Source organism: Maricaulis sp. (assembly GCF_017643475.1).
GTDB lineage: Bacteria > Pseudomonadota > Alphaproteobacteria > Caulobacterales > Maricaulaceae > Maricaulis.
Map to the genome: position 1 here is coordinate 1,340,777 of NZ_JAEPNI010000001.1, position 14,580 is coordinate 1,355,356.

Sequence of the window (14,580 nt, forward strand, 5' to 3'; positions counted from 1 at the left end):
GGAAGGTGGGTTAGCGCCCACCTTCCGCTTCCCGGAAGCTGATGACGGGAACCAATATGGAGGCGCTGGCGCCTCCGCGTCGGCGAATAGGAAATGGCAGAAACAGGATTTAATCCAGCATCTGTCACGGCGGTCTCGGCCACGGACAATCGAGAGAAGATTGTCGAGCGTAACCGTCAGGACAGCACACGCATCCAGCCTGTCGAGGAACAGGACGGGAGTGGTGCATCCAAATCACCCACAGAGCAGATGGACCAGTCCGAGCGCCATGAGGTGGTCGAGCAGAAAATCCAGGAACTCTCTGAGACCCCTTTTGCAAACTCGCGTTTGAAGATCACGCAGGACAATACGTCCGGAGAATACGTCTATCTGATGATTGACGACGAATCCGGGGAGACTGTCCGGCGATGGCCGCCCGAGAAACATTCCGACTTGCTGGAATACCTGCGTACAAGCACGGCAGGCTTGATCAACCAGCGCGTCTGACCACCCGGCAATATTAGCCGCCCGGGCAATCCACGCCCGGCAAATCTAAGTTTTCGCCCCTCTCGAAATTCGAGTGGGGTTTTGTAATTTATTGAATTCATTAAGGTTACTTATCAGTTGGCAAAGCGGCACGCCGCTTGCGCATAGGTCTGCGAATGCGCTGCAAAACTGCAGCAGGACTTTGCGGGAGAATGTCGCATGACGATGAGTGTCCACACCAACACCGGAGCCATGATCGCTCTGCAGAATCTCAACAAGACCAATGTTGAGATGGATCAGACCCAGAACCGTATCAATACCGGCCTGAAGATTGCCGGTGCCAAGGATAACGCCGCGATCTACGCCGTTGCCCAGGGCATGCGGGCTGATGTGAGTGCACTTGGAGCGGTTCAAACCGGCCTCGACCGAGCCGCCACGATCGGCGACGTTGCCCTGGCTGCCGGTGAAGCGATCTCGGATCTTCTGGTGCAGATGCGCGAGAAAGCCGTCGCGGCGATGGACCCGTCTCTCGATACCTTCTCCCGTGCTGCCTATGACAGTGACTTCAAGGCCCTGGTTGACCAGGTGCAGGGCATTATCGCAAATGCCGAGTTCGACGGCGCCAATATGATCAATGGTGCGGTTACTTCCGGTATCGAATTTCTCGCTGACGCTGAGGCCACCCGGTCGGTTACGCTGAAAGCGCAGGATATGAGCCTGGGCGGTGCTATCATTACCCTCGCGACAACCGCATCGCTGGGCACCACGACCCTGGCCAGCACTGTGGCCTCGCAGATCCAGACCAGCCTCGACAATGTGAACCAGGCCCTCGCCAATCTGGGGTCTGACGTGAAGAAGCTGGAGGCTCACTCCGGTTTTGTTGGCAAGCTTATGGACAGCCTGACCAAGGGTATCGGCGACCTCGTTGATGCGGATCTTGCCGTCGAGAGTGCCAAGCTTCAGGCCTTGCAGGTGAAGCAGCAACTCGGCGTACAGGCGCTGTCGATCGCGAACAGCCAGCCTCAGATCATCCTCAACCTGTTTAACGGCTAATCGCCGTTTTCGGTCTCCACCACCACGGAAGCGGCTCCCTTCGGGGGGCCGTTTCTGTTTAGGCGACTCGCGCCACTATCCCGGCAAAGGAGTGCTGCATGTCCGACAACTTCCTTCCCTATGGTCGTCAATCCATCGCCGAGGACGATATCGAGGCCGTGGTTGATGTGCTGAAGAGTGACTGGCTGACCACGGGGCCGGCTGTCAGCGACTTCGAAACAGCGTTTCGGTCCGCAACTGCTGCGCCGCATGCCCTGGCCTGTTCCAACGGTACAACGGCCTTGCATCTCGCACTGGCCGGGCTGGGCATCGGCGAGGGGGATGTGTGCATCGTTCCGGCGATTACCTTCCTCGCAACAGCGAATGCCGCGCTTTTCTGCGGCGCCGAGGTTGTGTTCTGTGATGTGGATGCCGACACCGGCTTGATGACCCAAGCGCATCTGGAAGAGGCGCTGGGACGCGCGGGCGACCGCGCCGCCGCTGTCTTGCCAGTGCATCTTGCCGGGCAGGCGGTGGACATGGCTGCGATATCGAGCATCGCTCGAACCGCGCAATTGCGGGTCGTCGAGGATGCGTGTCACGCACTCGGGACAGTTCACGCAGGCCTACCGGTCGGGGCCTGTCATCACTCGGACGCGGCGACATTCTCTTTCCACCCGGTCAAGACGATCGCCGCGGGTGAGGGCGGAATGGTCACAACGCGTGATGCGGTTCTGGCAGAGCGCATAGCCCGACTGCGCAGTCATGGCATGGAGCGTTCACCAGAACATCTGGAGCGGGGCGCCGACGAGCCCTGGTGGTACGAGATGCAGTCCCTAGGCTGGAACTATCGTTTGACCGATATCCAGGCGGCCTTGGCCCGGTCGCAGATCAAGCGGCTGGATCAGTTCAAGCGTGCGCGCCAGGCGCTGGCACAACGGTATGACGAGGCGCTCGCCGAGCTGGCGCCGCATATTCTGCCGATCCAGAGGACGCCGGACACGGATTCCTGCCTGCATCTCTACCCGGTGAGAATTGACTTTGAGGCGGTGGGGGTGACGCGGGCCGAGCTGATGAATGCGCTGCGCCAGCGCGGTATCGGAACTCAGGTCCACTACATTCCGCTCTACAAGCAACCCTTCTATCGCCAACGCTATGGCCAGACGGCTCTGGACGGTGCGGAGCGCTATTATGCGCGCACATTGAGCCTGCCCCTCTACGCCGGGCTGGACGCTGACGCTACCGATCGGGTCGTCAATGCGCTGAGCGAAGTGCTGGGGCTCTAGGCTGCCTTGCGCCCGTTGAGGTAATCGCGAAGTTCCTCCGGGCTGAAATGCTCTCGATTGGTGTGCGAGGCGTAACAGAAGAATTCCGGCACTTCCTTGCCGCCCTCTGCCAGATAGCGTCGCATGATGCGTGCATTATGGGCAGGCAGGATGGCATAGCGATCCTCCAGTTCCACTGTGGTGCGCGCGTCATCCTCGGGGATCATCACCTCGTGCAGCTTTTCACCCGGGCGGATGCCGATGATCTTGATGGGCAGGTCCGGCGCCATGGATTTGGCCAGTTCCACCATGGACATGGACGGGATCTTCGGGACGAAGACCTCGCCTCCGCGGGCCATAGCCAGGCTGGACAGGACGAAATTCACCCCCTGTTCGAGCGTGATCCAGAACCGTGTCATGCGCTCATCGGTGATCGGCAGGTGGTCGGCACCTTCATCGATCAGCTTGCGGAACAGCGGAATGACAGAGCCCCGCGACCCCACGACATTGCCGTAGCGGACCACGGAGAAAATCGGTCCGCCTTCCCCGCCCATATGCTGAGCGGCGGTGAATATTTTATCCGCTGCCAGTTTGGACGCGCCATAGAGATTGATCGGGCTGGCGGCCTTGTCCGTGGACAGTCCACAGACATGACGCACCCCACGCCGGATAGCAGCGCGAACAACATTCTCGGCACCGATCACATTGGTCTTGATGCATTCGAACGGGTTGTATTCGGCGATCGGTACGTGTTTCAGAGCGGCCGCATGGATGACGATGTCGACGTCGCGCATAGCCATGTCGAGGCGGCTTTCATCTCTCACATCGCCAATGAAGTAACGCAGGAACGGATAGTCACTGGGTGAAAATTCCTGAGCCATTTCGGACTGTTTGAGCTCATCGCGTGAGAAGATGATCAGCTTGCGGGGCTTGTATTCCCGGCAAATGGTTTCAGCGAGTTGCTTGCCGAAAGAGCCGGTGCCGCCGGTGACCAGGATCACCTTGCCATTCAGGTCCATGCGCGGTTCGCGGAAAGTCCGGTTAAAGGCCATCGAGTTCAGGGCGTCCATGGGGGGCGTGATGTCAGACATGGTTTGGTTCCGCGATTCGTTAATCGGTATCGACGCTGCTCCCGTTGGGTTAACGGGTCGTTAGGCTGGGCCCGCGATCCTAAAGCCTGGGCAAGCGTCGTCGGGGCGCGGGAGGAAGTTCCATGACCACAGCTGTGATCGTTCAGGCTCAAACCGATTTTCAAACTGACACCTCACCGGTGTTGGCTGATCTGGGCGGGCGAACCGTCCTGAACCGCGTTCTCGATCGTTGTGCATCCATCCCGGGTGTCGATAGCGTGATTTGCTCGATACCGGAAACGGAATTAGAAACCTCGCTGGCGCTGGAGGTTCTACGGGCCGGGCATTGTCTTTCGGTTGGCCCTGCAGGTGATGCCCTGGCCAATCTCTCCCATGCGGCCAAGGATTATCACGTCGACACGGTTGTCCGGGTCGGTGCCGAGGCGGCCTTTGTCGACGCCCAGCTTGCTGGCCGCGTGCTTGAGCTCATGCATGATTCCCGGGCGGATTTCGCAACCAATGCGATGCCGACCGGCTATCCGCGCGGTCTTGAGGTCGAGGTTATTCCGGCCGTATTGCTGCACAAGGCGCATGATGTTGCCTCGTCCGACGAGGAACGCGCGGATCCAACCTTGTGGATGCGTCAGCATGCCTATTTGCAGAAAGCCAATCTGCGGGGCCCCGGCGGAGCGCTCGAAGCGCTGGACTGGCGGGTTTCCAGTGCGGATGGCATCCGGTTCGCGCGGGCGATTTTCGACGAACTGGGCGAGGGCGCTGCAGCGGTGTCCGCCGCTGAACTTGCGGCGCTTTGCCTGCGTCGCCCGGACCTCCAGCGACCGGTGGAGCATGCTGGCGAGGTAAATCCCGTGGTTCCGTTGCAGGCAGCCGATATCGAGAGTGCGATCGAGGCGCTGCGCATTGCGGTTTGAGTGCCGCATTAACCTCATTTCTCAACGCTTTGTTTGTGTTCATGCGCCACATTGGGCAGCAGAACCAAAAGGACTGCGTTGATGTCAATCATCGGACTGGACATGAATGTGCTGACGGGCTGGTACAATGCCAAGCTCTCCAGCTCGCTCGCCTCCAGTTCATCGCTGTCTGGCGCCAGCCGGTCCAGCGCATCGTCTGCAGCCGACGTGGTGACGCCCTGGGATGTGCGTGGCGATGTCAGCTCGTTGGAGGAAATGCGCCGCAGCGTCCTGGCGACGGGTGTTTTTTTCAAGGACCCGACACGCGAGTTTTCCGCGCTCGACGCCCCCGCTGATCACAAAAGCCTGTTCTCTCTGCACCAGGGGCTCAAGCGCCTTGCAGCCCTGGCCGAAGAAGCCAAGGACACGGAGACGGATGCGTCGCGTCGCACATTTCTGGAAAACCGTTTCCAGGAGGGCATGGGTCAGCTGGATACGTATTTCCAGTCCCTGGATCTGACGGAAGTCAATCTCCTGAAGGGCGAAGAGCTGCGCAAGATAGAGAGCGAGGTCGCGATTTCCCGTGGTAGCTCGACCTTCACGACGGGATTAGTGCATTCCGGGGATTTCGACGCCGAAGTCGCCAGTCTGACCGGCGATGTCCAGTTTGATATCTCGGTGGTCAAGAATGGCGTGACGACCAATATCGCCATCGATCTTGCCGATATGGGCGCGACGACCCGAAATCTCGACAATATCGCCGAGCACATCAATACGCAGCTCGAGGCAGCCGGCATGCTGACCAAGTTCAGCCGCGTGAAGCTGGGCGAGAAGAACGAGTTCGGCGTCGTCGAGGGCAATGATTTCGGCTTCAAGGTCAGCGGGATCTCGACCGAGCGGATCAGTTTCAGTTCTCCGACCGGCGAGGCGGCCGTCTATCTGACAGGCGCCTCGGGCCTCAATGACACGGCAGGCGGCCAGTTTGTCAAACTGACCGATCTGGCCAGTGGCGACCCGACTGTAGGAGCATCCTCGCGCTGGGAAGCTGACGCGACAACGAGTGAAGTGGATGTGGTTGGTGGCGAGGACGGCGAGACCCGGACCAAGACCGAAAGCAATCCGCTTGAAATTCACGCCAGCGCCGCGTCTGCGGACGGGGGCATCTACGTCGTGGGCGAAACCTCCCATACGGTTGATGGCCAGGTGATCAAGGGTGAGCAGGATCTCGTTCTTGCCAAGTATGACAGTCTTGGAAACAAGCTTTGGAGCCGCGTGCTGGGCGCATCAGAGGATGCGGCCGGTACGACCATCAATGTTGATGATGACGGCAATGTCGTGATCGCAGGCCAGGTGTCTGGCGGTCTTGGCTCCACAACCGATATCGGCGGTACGGACACGGTCGTGGCCAAGTATAATGGCGATGGCGTTGAACAGTGGATGCAGCGTTTCGGCAGTCGCGATGATGACACTGCGGACAGTGTGGCGATCGGGGCGGACGGTACGGTTTATGTCGCCGGTCGCAGCGAATCGACCTTTGGCGACCAGACCCATCTGGGCGGGGCTTCGGATGGATATATCCGCGCCATCGGGTCGGATGGAACAACCCAATATACGCGCCGCATTGGCGGGGCTGGGGAGGACAAGATCGCCTCTCTGGCCATCGCCGATGATGGCAGCCTGCTGGTCGCCAGCGAGGAAGACGGTGTCGGTGTCGTGCGCAAGTATGATGCAGCCGATGGTACGTCTGCCGCGAGCTGGGAGCAGAGACTGGGCGATCTGGAAGATGGCCGGATCGGACAGATCATCAGCGATGGCACGGATATCTATGTGGTAGGATCTGCCGGATCCAGTTTCGCGCCGAGTGCGCCCCTGAGCGGCCATGCCGGCGGTGTCCGCGATGCCTTCCTGGTCAAGATGACCGACGGCGCCACCCCAAGCTTGAACTACACGACTTTCGTGGGATCAGCGGGTGACGAAATGGCCAATGCGGTAACCGTCAGCGACGGCAAGGTCTATCTGGCGGGCAAGACGGATGGCACACTGCCTGGCGCGACCCTGAACGGTGACCGCGACGCTTTTGCCGCGCGGGTGGATGCGACAACGGGTGCGCTGGACTGGGCGACCCAAATTTCCGGTCGCAGCGGCATCGCAGAGTCCACGGGCATCGTTGTTCAAAGCCAGGGTGACAGCGTGCTGGACGCCATGGGGCTGCCCTCGGGATCCCTGACCTATTCCGACAGTCGGGTGATTACCGACCGGAGTGCGGCCCGCGAAGGCGACCATCTCTACATTTCCGTGGACGGTGGCCGACGCAAGAAGATCTCCATCGACGCCGATGACACGATGCGGTCGCTGACATTCAAGATTAACGCGCATCTTGTGCTGGATGGCACAGCGGATGTACGCCGCAGCAGTGCGGGCGATCAGCTGCGGATCAAGGCTGCGGAGGATCACCGGATCGAATTGTTCGCCGGCGAGACCGGTCGCGATTTGCTCAAATCGCTGGGCATCGAGCCGGGCGCTGTGGTCAATACCGGTTCCCTGCTTGATGACGATGATGACAAGTCGGTCGATGCGCCACCGCTCTTCTCGCTGGACCTGCCCAACGTCCTGTCACTGGCGGATGAAGATACGTCCGAGGACGCCATGGATGCGCTGCAGGCGGCCATGTCCAAGGTCCAGCGTGCTTATCGCGATATCACCACGGACCCGGCATTGAAGGCGCTGCTTGAAGGTCCCCAGAACGGCAAGACCGGTGGGACGGTGCCTGCGTATTACAATGCCCAGCTGGCGAACTACCAGGCCGGTTTGTCCCGCCTGGCCCAAGGGCCCTCCGGCGCGACGGGCGCGCTCTTTTTCTAGACACAATAAAGCCCGCCGAAGCGGGCTTTATTCTTGGGATGCAACCAGTATCAGGCGGTCTGGTTCAGCGCGATGTTCATCGCGCCCGGGGCCACCGCACGATGGCCGGCGCCAGGGCCATATCCACCCCCCGCTGATTTCTGACGTGCGGCCTCGTCGGCGATGGCCTTGACCACGCCTTCGGTCAGCGTCTTCATCGCAGCCACGGCATGACCGTTTTCCGCGAGGGCCTTGTGGAACATTTCCGTTGCCTTGCGCAGGGCGTCCTTGACCGGCGCGCTGGCACCGGCAAATCGCTGCGGCTCCTGGCGTGCCCGAGACACCTCCACCCGATAGATGTTGGCCAGTTTCGATTTCTCGTCCTGCAGGTGCAGGGCATCCTGCGGACGACGCTCCTGAAACAGCGATGTTTCCTGGCGGATCAAATCCGTCAAACGCTGTGTCAGCTTGAGCAGGGCCTGCGCCCGTTCGGCACCATTCGCAGCTGCCAGTTCCGTCATGCTTGTTCTCCCCCTGCTTCCTGATAACGCAGGATTTCTGATGTCAGCCGATCCGCCAGTCCAAGTCCGCCGGACTGGGCCATGACCTTGGCGTATTCCTCGTGCAGCAATCCGGCGAAGGCCTTTTCGCCTGCACCGCCGCCAAACGGATTTTCCTCGCCGACATTCGCGAACATCGCTGACACCATCTGGGACAGGAAGAAGCTCTCGAAATCTTCGGCGACCGCACGCGCTTCCGCTTCGCTGCGCGCACCCCCGATGTTTGGCGCCTGGGTATTGGAGCGTGCCGCTCCAACCGCATTGGCCATCTGAAGGTTGAGGAGCTCGTCCATTACAGCACCTCGATATCGGCTTGCAGGGCGCCTGCGGCCTTGATGGCCTGCAGGATCGTGATCATGTCGCGCGGGGTGACGCCCAGCGCGTTGAGACCGTCGACCAGTTCGCGCAGGGAAACCGTATCATCCAGCACGCCCAGCTGCATGGCGTCTTCCTCAACCGTCACATCCGTGCGCGGCAGGATCGCCGTCTCGCCTTCTGAGAAGGGCGCCGGCTGGCTGGCGACCGGGCTCTCGGACACGGTGATGGTCAGATTGCCCTGGGCGATGGCGACCATGGACACGCGAACATTTTCGCCCATGACGATGGTGCCGGTGTTTTCATCGATGATGACGCGGGCCGGCATATCGGCCTCGACGCGCAGCTGCTCGACTTCGGCCAGCAGGTCGATCATGTCGCCGTTGAAGCTGGCCGGACGTGTCAGCTCGACCGTGCTCGGATCAACTGCGCGGGCGGCGTCTCCACCCATATAGGCGTTGATGGCATCGGCCATGCGGCGCGCGGTGGTGAAGTCCGGATTGCGCAGGGAGAGGCGCAGGGATGCGCGGTTGGCGATATCGGCCCATGGGTCAATGCCGGAGCCGGCAAACGGGTTCTCGACCAGGGCGCCATTGGCGATCCGACCGGAGGTGGGAACACCGCGGGTGATGGTCGCGCCGTCGCCACCAGCAGAAAAGCCGCCGACGGTCATCGTACCCTGGGCAACGGCCCAGGTGCGCCCGTGGCTGTCAAACAGCGGCGTGGCGACCAGGGTGCCACCTTGCAGGCTGGAGGCATCACCAATGGCGGAGACTGTGACGTCTATGCGGGTGCCCTGCGAGGAAAACGCCGGCAGGCTGGCCGTGACCATAACCGCGGCAACATTGCGCGTATTCAGATTGGCGTCGCGCGTGTTGACGTTGAACTGTTCCAGCATCGCGTTCAGGGACTGGTTGGTGAAACTGGAATTGCGCAGGCTGTCGCCGGTGCCGTCCAGGCCAACTACAAGGCCATAACCCACAAGATGGTTTTCCCGAACATCTTCGACATCGACCATATCCTTGATCCGTGACGAGGCATGGGCCGGCGTGACAAGCATGAGGGCGGCGAAGGCGAGGGCGATGATGCGCATTTTGCGGTCTCCGAACTTTGGTTCTGGAAACCCCGTTGCGAATGGTGTGCCAAACGCCGTTTCAGTGCGAATAAAAAATGCCGATTAAAAACAATATGATAGGAATTGAATTGCCGGGGTTTGCAGGGGAAAAAATGGCCGGGTGCGCATGCGGCCGGGTAGAATTTTCCCAGCGATAGCGTAGGCTTAAGTTTCTGTTAACGGCGCAGGTTCATGCCTTAACAGGTAGCCACAGGATGTGATTCTGCCATGAAAATCTCGGGAACAAGCTCGACCGGATCGATCTCATCGACCAAATCCAAGTCTGCCAGGAAGGCTGGCGGGCAGAGTTTTTCCGTGGATGCCCAGACCCAGACTCAGGCTGCAGTGAATACCCAGGCTGCGTCTTCTATCCAGTCCGTTGACGCCATTCTGGCTTTGCAGTCCGTCGGCGATTTTACCGAGGCCCGCAAGCGTGCGACTGAGCGTGCCTTCGACATGCTGGACGTTCTTGATGAGCTGAAGCTGGCCCTCCTGGAAGGGGGGCTCCCGCGTGCCAAGCTGGAAGCGCTGATGAAACTGCTCCAGACACGCCGCGACGATACCAATGACGCGCAGCTGGAAGCAGCGCTCAATGAAGTCGAGACTCGCGCAGCGGTGGAACTGGCCAAGTTCAGCTAGCGCTTTGGCAGGCCTGCCATGCTTACTTTTTTGTGAAAAACGCGTTGGATTTTAACGGTTTGTCCAGCTCAACAGCTACTGCGCGTTGACTCAGGCTTCCGGGTGAATATTCTCCGCTCCGCTTTCGGGGAGTGCGGCTTGTCCGCTTGAAGTGAGAAGAAAGCGTCATGAGCGACGAAAATCGTATCGAGTTGCCCAAGGGCTACATGCCGTCCGACGACGAGCCGTTTATGAATGAACGGCAGCAGGAGTATTTCCGGCTCAAGCTGGAAGCCTGGAAGGACGAAATCCTGCGTGAGAGTAAATCTACCATCTCCGCGCTTCAGGCAGACATGGGCGCGTTGCCGGATCTGGCGGATCGCGCGTCTACCGAGACGGACCGTTCTCTGGAACTGCGTGCCCGTGATCGTCAGCGCAAGCTGATCTCCAAGATCGACAGTGCCATTCGCCGTATCGAAGAAGGCGAGTACGGCTATTGCGAGGAAACCGGTGAGCCTATCGCCTTGGCCCGCCTCGACGCCCGTCCGGTTGCCACGCTCAGCCTCGAGGCGCAGGAACGCCACGAGCGCAAGGAACGCGTCCACCGGGACGACTGATCAGTCCGTTGTCGGCGGGAGCGGGTTTCCGAACTGTTCCGCCAATTCACGATAGCTCGCGTTGTAAATCAGTTGCGCTCGACGCTCGAGTTCTGTCCAGTATTCCGGGTCGGAAAAGCCGGCCGATACGGCGGCGTTCATTTCATCTGCCGGGCCCAGCAACAGGAAGGCGTCGATCGTTTCCTGATAGGTCGCGTCGCCACCGAACTGGCTGCGACGGTCCGCACTATCCTCGCCAGCTGTCTCTACAGTCATCGGGTCCATGCTAGGCCGTGTCAGGGCCTGAAGGGCCGGCGCGGTATCAGTCAGCAGGTGAATGATATAGCTCGCGCCCGGGTGTGACTGGTCGAGCTGGTATCCCAGAGCCGCCTCATCGCCATTGCCCCGGGTATGCGTCAGGTGGGAACGCCCGCGCAGCAGCAGAGCCGTGTCGCCGGTATCAAGAGCGCGGCTCCGGATCTGGTCGACGCAGAAAGCGTTCCGGCTGCTCATTGCTGCCCAGAACGCGGGCGCGCTGTCCATGTTCGCCCAGTCGATCGCAGGATCGCAGGCAATGACCCGCACAGGTGAAACATCATCTCGATTATTCTCCCGAACTGCCGCGAGCAGGCGTGCGTAGTGGGTATTGTCTCCGCCAGCCAGCAGTGAATTGACTGCGTCACGCCAGACCGGAGCAAGCGCATCTTCCGGGATGTCGTCCCCGCTCACATTGCGGTCGATGAGGTTTTGGTGGGCGGCGCTCGCGTTTTCCAGGATGAGAACATCAAACTGCTCACCAAATTCATCATCGCTGACCAGCGCCTCGATGAACTCTTCCATCGCAGGAACGCCATGACGCTCACCCAGAGCAATGATCTGGTAGTGGGCGGCCTGTTGAAGAATAGCTGGTGCGGCGGGCTGGGTCTGCGCAGCAGCGACCAGCGCCATGCCTGCGAGCAAAACGATCATGGTGTCTTTCCCGAGTGTGCCGCGCGTTACAGCTAACCTGTCGGGGGCTGACAAGTAACATTACTGATCTGACAGACTGCTGTGGCTAGATCGCCAGCAGAACGGAGCTGGACCCGATGATCCAGAAGGCCGTCATGATCTTCAGCCGGGTGGCCCCCAGTGCATGTGCCAGGCGACGAGCGAGGAATCCGCCGACCGCAACCGCTGGCGCGGCAAAGACCAGTACTCGCCAGTCCAGATGTTCGGCCTGCAGGTGGAAGATCACACCGACCCAGACAGTGATTGCGGAGACGATGACCGCGCTGGCGACGCTGACATCGACCGGATAGCGCCGCAGGAATAGGGTCAGTGCTAGCAACTCGCCGATCCCGACGGAGAAGAGGGCGGTCGCCATGCCTCCCACCGCTCCAATCGCCAGCGCCGCTTGTTGGTCGAATTCTGCAAGGTTTTCACGATCACTGTGCGGCTGGCGCAGGACGAACACCTGGACCAGCAGCAAGACACCCAGGGTGATCGAGAAGAGCTTGAACATCAGAAAGGCCAGGTCGCCATCCACCCGGATGACGAATTGCGTGAAAAGCAGGGCCGGAAGACCAGTGAGCAGAGTGCGTAAAACCAGTTTGCGCACAATCGGGCGATGTTCGATCTCGACCGGTTTGACGTCACGTCTGTAAAAGCGGTTGGCCCAGGTCAGGGCGCCAATGGTCATGCCGAAACACTGGATGGCGAAACTGATCCCGACGGCCGCGGTCGGTGAGAGGTCGAGGTGTCCGGCCTCTCGCATCAGGGCAAATACCGGCACAAACACGACGCCGCCACCCACACCCGTGGAATTGGCCACGAGCGCTCCGCCAATTCCGACCAGGCTGAATGGCCAGAACTGGCCGGCGGTCTCCAGAGTGGGCGAGGCCAGGGAGAGAACACCGATATAAGCCAGCAGCAACAGGGCGAGAATGCCCAGTGTGATGGTCTGGATCGGTCGAAGCCGCTTGGATTTCAGTGTCGCGATCATGCCGGCAAGTTAGTGTCGGTACGCGCTTCAGCAAGCACCAAGCACACAAAAAAGAAGGCCGTCATGGCGAACCATGACGGCCAGGTGGATACCCGATGGTGGCGGGATTTCGGTCCTAGAACGGCATCAGGATGTTGTAGAGTTCCTGGCCGTAGGAGGGGCGTTGAACATCGGAGAGATGTCCGCGGCCGCCATAGGAAATGCGGGCTTCGGCGATCTGCGTGTGGCTGATCGTATTGTCCGAACCAATGTCTTCAGGGCGGGCAATGCCGGAGATGAGGAGTTCGCGTACCTCGTTGTTGACGCGGACTTCCTGGCGGCCGGCGATGACCAGATTGCCGTTCGGCAGAACCTGGGTGACCAGGGCTGCAATCGTCAGCGAGACCGTCTCGGTACGATTGACGGAACCGGCACCGTCCAGCGATGAGGTCGAGCCGAAGCTGCCCAGATTGGTCTGATCGATACTGTCGTTGAAGAAACCGGTCAGGTCGATACCGAACAACTGGGTCAGGTCGCTGTCTTCCGCAGAGGTGCGTGAGCGGCTGGTCGTGTTCGACAACTGGGCGCGATCGGCAATGTCGATATTGACCGTCAGAATGTCACCAACACGCGCGGCACGCGGATCACCGAAGAAGGTCGGCGAATTGGCATTCCACAGCGAGTTGTTGGAGCGGACCATCTGGTTTTGTTGATAGTTCTGAACCGGCATGGGGATCTGCGATGCGCCGGTACCAACCAGATGGTTCGGGTTGGCGATAGGGGTCATGGCCGGCGTCTGGCCGACCTCGCGGATACGGTCAGTGGCACAAGCCTGAAGGCCAAGACCCAGAAGAGCGACGATAGCGAGTTTCTTGAACATGGGTTGATCCTTCGGGATTAAAAGCTGGCGGGCGCTGAAGAGCCGACACGGGCGCGGCCGGCGCCGTCCGCCAGGGCTTCAATCGTGCGGTTGGACTGGAGATTGACGAAGCGAGCGACTTCGCCGTCCGCAACGTCTTCAAGGGCGCGGGCGCGAACCGTCAGCTGGATGCCCGGAGCATCAAAGACCAGCGTGACCGTCTCGCCGCGGCTGATCACAATCGGCATTTGCAGGTCATAGCTGCGCAGCGGTTCGCCAGCGCGCAGGGCGCGGCGGCTTTCCCGACCGATGATCGCTTCGGGATCAAGCACGGCGTCCGGGCGCACCCGGTCCGCACGCAGGGAGATCCAGTCGATATCGTGCGAGGTGATCTCTTCCCCGGCAGACACCAGGCGGCCGAGGACCGGCACTTCCATCGTTTGATACGCACGACCGGTGATGCGGACAGTCTCGGCGCCATCATAGGGACGAACCTCGGCGGCCAGCATGTTCGAGCGCGGGTCGAAGTTCACAGACAGGACTTCCAGTCCGCCAAAACTGTCGACCGGTGCATGTACGCTGAAGGCGGTGTTGGCGAGGCGGACTTCGTGGCGCACGCCTTCATTCATGAACAGCTCGCCTTCCAGGATGTCGGACAGGACATCACCGGTGATGACGCGGCTGGCGCGGGTGATGGTCACGCGACGCATGCCGGAAGCATTGGCCCAGTCGAGATCATTCTCAGCCGCCAGACGGCGAATGTACTCAACGTTCAGCGACGTGCGCTGACCCGGTGCCGGAGCGCGGGCAATAACGGTGTCAGCGGCTTCGCCTGCGCCTTCGAACAGATCGCCGAGCGTGACCTGGGCGCCTTCGATGGTGAGGCGCTCGCGCAGCACGACCGTATCGCCGGCAAAGGCCGGGGCCGTTGCGAGGCAGGTCAGTGCGAGGAGGGTGGATCGGATCATCTACCGGCT

The 14,580-nt window shown here is 60.6% G+C and carries 15 protein-coding genes; 7 read left to right on the forward strand and 8 right to left on the reverse strand.

The features are described from left to right. The first annotated feature begins 93 nt into the window (after positions 1–93). The 3 genes from JJ889_RS06465 (at position 94) to pseC (ending at position 2,783) form a co-directional block, all read left to right on the forward strand. Positions 94–486 carry a flagellar protein FlaG gene (locus JJ889_RS06465; RefSeq protein ID WP_291892738.1) on the forward strand — a complete coding sequence of 131 codons (393 nt, stop codon included), beginning with the start codon at positions 94–96 and terminating at the stop codon, positions 484–486. Positions 487–684: 198 nt separating this feature from the next. After that, positions 685–1,518, forward strand: a complete 834-nt coding sequence (locus JJ889_RS06470) for a flagellin (protein WP_291892741.1) — start codon at positions 685–687, stop codon at positions 1,516–1,518. 98 nt (positions 1,519–1,616) lie between these two features. After that, complete coding sequence (gene pseC, locus JJ889_RS06475; RefSeq protein WP_291892745.1) at positions 1,617–2,783, forward strand: UDP-4-amino-4,6-dideoxy-N-acetyl-beta-L-altrosamine transaminase; 1,167 nt, start codon at positions 1,617–1,619, stop codon at positions 2,781–2,783. On the opposite strand, the gene pseB is transcribed toward pseC, so the two are convergent. Then, positions 2,780–3,814 carry a UDP-N-acetylglucosamine 4,6-dehydratase (inverting) gene (gene pseB / locus JJ889_RS06480; protein WP_366940060.1) on the reverse strand — a complete coding sequence of 345 codons (1,035 nt, stop codon included), beginning with the start codon at positions 3,812–3,814 and terminating at the stop codon, positions 2,780–2,782. The two genes, pseC and pseB, sit on opposite strands and share 4 nt — an antisense overlap. A gap of 161 nt (positions 3,815–3,975) precedes the next feature. Between pseB and JJ889_RS06485 the strand changes: the two genes are divergently transcribed. Together JJ889_RS06485 and JJ889_RS06490 are read left to right on the forward strand one after the other, a co-directional pair. Further along, positions 3,976–4,761, forward strand: a complete 786-nt coding sequence (locus JJ889_RS06485; RefSeq protein WP_291892751.1) for a hypothetical protein — start codon at positions 3,976–3,978, stop codon at positions 4,759–4,761. An 81-nt stretch (positions 4,762–4,842) separates the two neighbouring features. Next, complete coding sequence (locus tag JJ889_RS06490) at positions 4,843–7,602, forward strand: hypothetical protein (protein WP_291892753.1); 2,760 nt, start codon at positions 4,843–4,845, stop codon at positions 7,600–7,602. Between the two features lie 50 nt (positions 7,603–7,652). Here JJ889_RS06490 and JJ889_RS06495 read toward each other — a convergent pair whose 3' ends face one another. The 3 genes from JJ889_RS06495 to JJ889_RS06505 are packed head-to-tail and all read right to left on the reverse strand — an operon-like array spanning position 7,653 to position 9,549. Continuing rightward, the gene (locus JJ889_RS06495) at positions 7,653–8,102 is read right to left on the reverse strand and encodes a flagellar basal-body protein FlbY (RefSeq protein ID WP_291892756.1); all 450 of its coding nucleotides are present in this window, start codon (positions 8,100–8,102) and stop codon (positions 7,653–7,655) included. Further along, positions 8,099–8,434 carry a rod-binding protein gene (locus JJ889_RS06500; RefSeq protein WP_291892758.1) on the reverse strand — a complete coding sequence of 112 codons (336 nt, stop codon included), beginning with the start codon at positions 8,432–8,434 and terminating at the stop codon, positions 8,099–8,101. The genes JJ889_RS06495 and JJ889_RS06500 overlap by 4 nt, the downstream gene beginning before the upstream one ends. Continuing rightward, the gene (locus tag JJ889_RS06505) at positions 8,434–9,549 is read right to left on the reverse strand and encodes a flagellar basal body P-ring protein FlgI (RefSeq protein ID WP_291892761.1); all 1,116 of its coding nucleotides are present in this window, start codon (positions 9,547–9,549) and stop codon (positions 8,434–8,436) included. The genes JJ889_RS06500 and JJ889_RS06505 overlap by 1 nt, the downstream gene beginning before the upstream one ends. A gap of 249 nt (positions 9,550–9,798) precedes the next feature. Between JJ889_RS06505 and JJ889_RS06510 the strand changes: the two genes are divergently transcribed. Together JJ889_RS06510 and dksA are read left to right on the forward strand one after the other, a co-directional pair. Beyond that, on the forward strand, positions 9,799–10,209 hold the full coding sequence (locus JJ889_RS06510; protein ID WP_291892763.1) for a flagellar assembly protein FliX: 411 nt from the start codon (positions 9,799–9,801) through the stop codon (positions 10,207–10,209). 167 nt (positions 10,210–10,376) lie between these two features. Continuing rightward, complete coding sequence (dksA, locus tag JJ889_RS06515) at positions 10,377–10,805, forward strand: RNA polymerase-binding protein DksA (protein ID WP_291892766.1); 429 nt, start codon at positions 10,377–10,379, stop codon at positions 10,803–10,805. On the opposite strand, the gene JJ889_RS06520 is transcribed toward dksA, so the two are convergent. The 4 genes from JJ889_RS06520 to flgA form a co-directional block, all read right to left on the reverse strand. Beyond that, positions 10,806–11,753, reverse strand: coding sequence for a hypothetical protein (locus tag JJ889_RS06520; protein WP_291892768.1), 948 nt, complete (start codon positions 11,751–11,753; stop codon positions 10,806–10,808). A gap of 85 nt (positions 11,754–11,838) precedes the next feature. Further along, positions 11,839–12,765 (reverse strand): sulfite exporter TauE/SafE family protein, encoded by a 927-nt coding sequence (locus JJ889_RS06525; protein WP_291892770.1) that lies wholly within the window; start codon positions 12,763–12,765, stop codon positions 11,839–11,841. A gap of 115 nt (positions 12,766–12,880) precedes the next feature. Further along, entirely contained in the window at positions 12,881–13,624 is a 744-nt protein-coding gene (gene flgH, locus JJ889_RS06530; protein WP_291892773.1) for a flagellar basal body L-ring protein FlgH, read from the reverse strand. Between the two features lie 17 nt (positions 13,625–13,641). Next, positions 13,642–14,571 carry a flagellar basal body P-ring formation chaperone FlgA gene (flgA, locus tag JJ889_RS06535; RefSeq protein ID WP_291892776.1) on the reverse strand — a complete coding sequence of 310 codons (930 nt, stop codon included), beginning with the start codon at positions 14,569–14,571 and terminating at the stop codon, positions 13,642–13,644. Positions 14,572–14,580: the final 9 nt, after the last annotated feature.

Coding starts and splice junctions, on each gene's coding strand:
- JJ889_RS06465 (WP_291892738.1), top strand. CDS start 94: ATGGCAGAAACAGGATTTAATCCAGCATCTGTCACGGCGGTCTCGGCC.
- JJ889_RS06470 (WP_291892741.1), top strand. CDS start 685: ATGACGATGAGTGTCCACACCAACACCGGAGCCATGATCGCTCTGCAG.
- pseC (WP_291892745.1), top strand. CDS start 1,617: ATGTCCGACAACTTCCTTCCCTATGGTCGTCAATCCATCGCCGAGGAC.
- pseB (WP_366940060.1), bottom strand. CDS start 3,814: ATGGCCTTTAACCGGACTTTCCGCGAACCGCGCATGGACCTGAATGGC.
- JJ889_RS06485 (WP_291892751.1), top strand. CDS start 3,976: ATGACCACAGCTGTGATCGTTCAGGCTCAAACCGATTTTCAAACTGAC.
- JJ889_RS06490 (WP_291892753.1), top strand. CDS start 4,843: ATGTCAATCATCGGACTGGACATGAATGTGCTGACGGGCTGGTACAAT.
- JJ889_RS06495 (WP_291892756.1), bottom strand. CDS start 8,102: ATGACGGAACTGGCAGCTGCGAATGGTGCCGAACGGGCGCAGGCCCTG.
- JJ889_RS06500 (WP_291892758.1), bottom strand. CDS start 8,434: ATGGACGAGCTCCTCAACCTTCAGATGGCCAATGCGGTTGGAGCGGCA.
- JJ889_RS06505 (WP_291892761.1), bottom strand. CDS start 9,549: ATGCGCATCATCGCCCTCGCCTTCGCCGCCCTCATGCTTGTCACGCCG.
- JJ889_RS06510 (WP_291892763.1), top strand. CDS start 9,799: ATGAAAATCTCGGGAACAAGCTCGACCGGATCGATCTCATCGACCAAA.
- dksA (WP_291892766.1), top strand. CDS start 10,377: ATGAGCGACGAAAATCGTATCGAGTTGCCCAAGGGCTACATGCCGTCC.
- JJ889_RS06520 (WP_291892768.1), bottom strand. CDS start 11,753: ATGATCGTTTTGCTCGCAGGCATGGCGCTGGTCGCTGCTGCGCAGACC.
- JJ889_RS06525 (WP_291892770.1), bottom strand. CDS start 12,765: ATGATCGCGACACTGAAATCCAAGCGGCTTCGACCGATCCAGACCATC.
- flgH (WP_291892773.1), bottom strand. CDS start 13,624: ATGTTCAAGAAACTCGCTATCGTCGCTCTTCTGGGTCTTGGCCTTCAG.
- flgA (WP_291892776.1), bottom strand. CDS start 14,571: ATGATCCGATCCACCCTCCTCGCACTGACCTGCCTCGCAACGGCCCCG.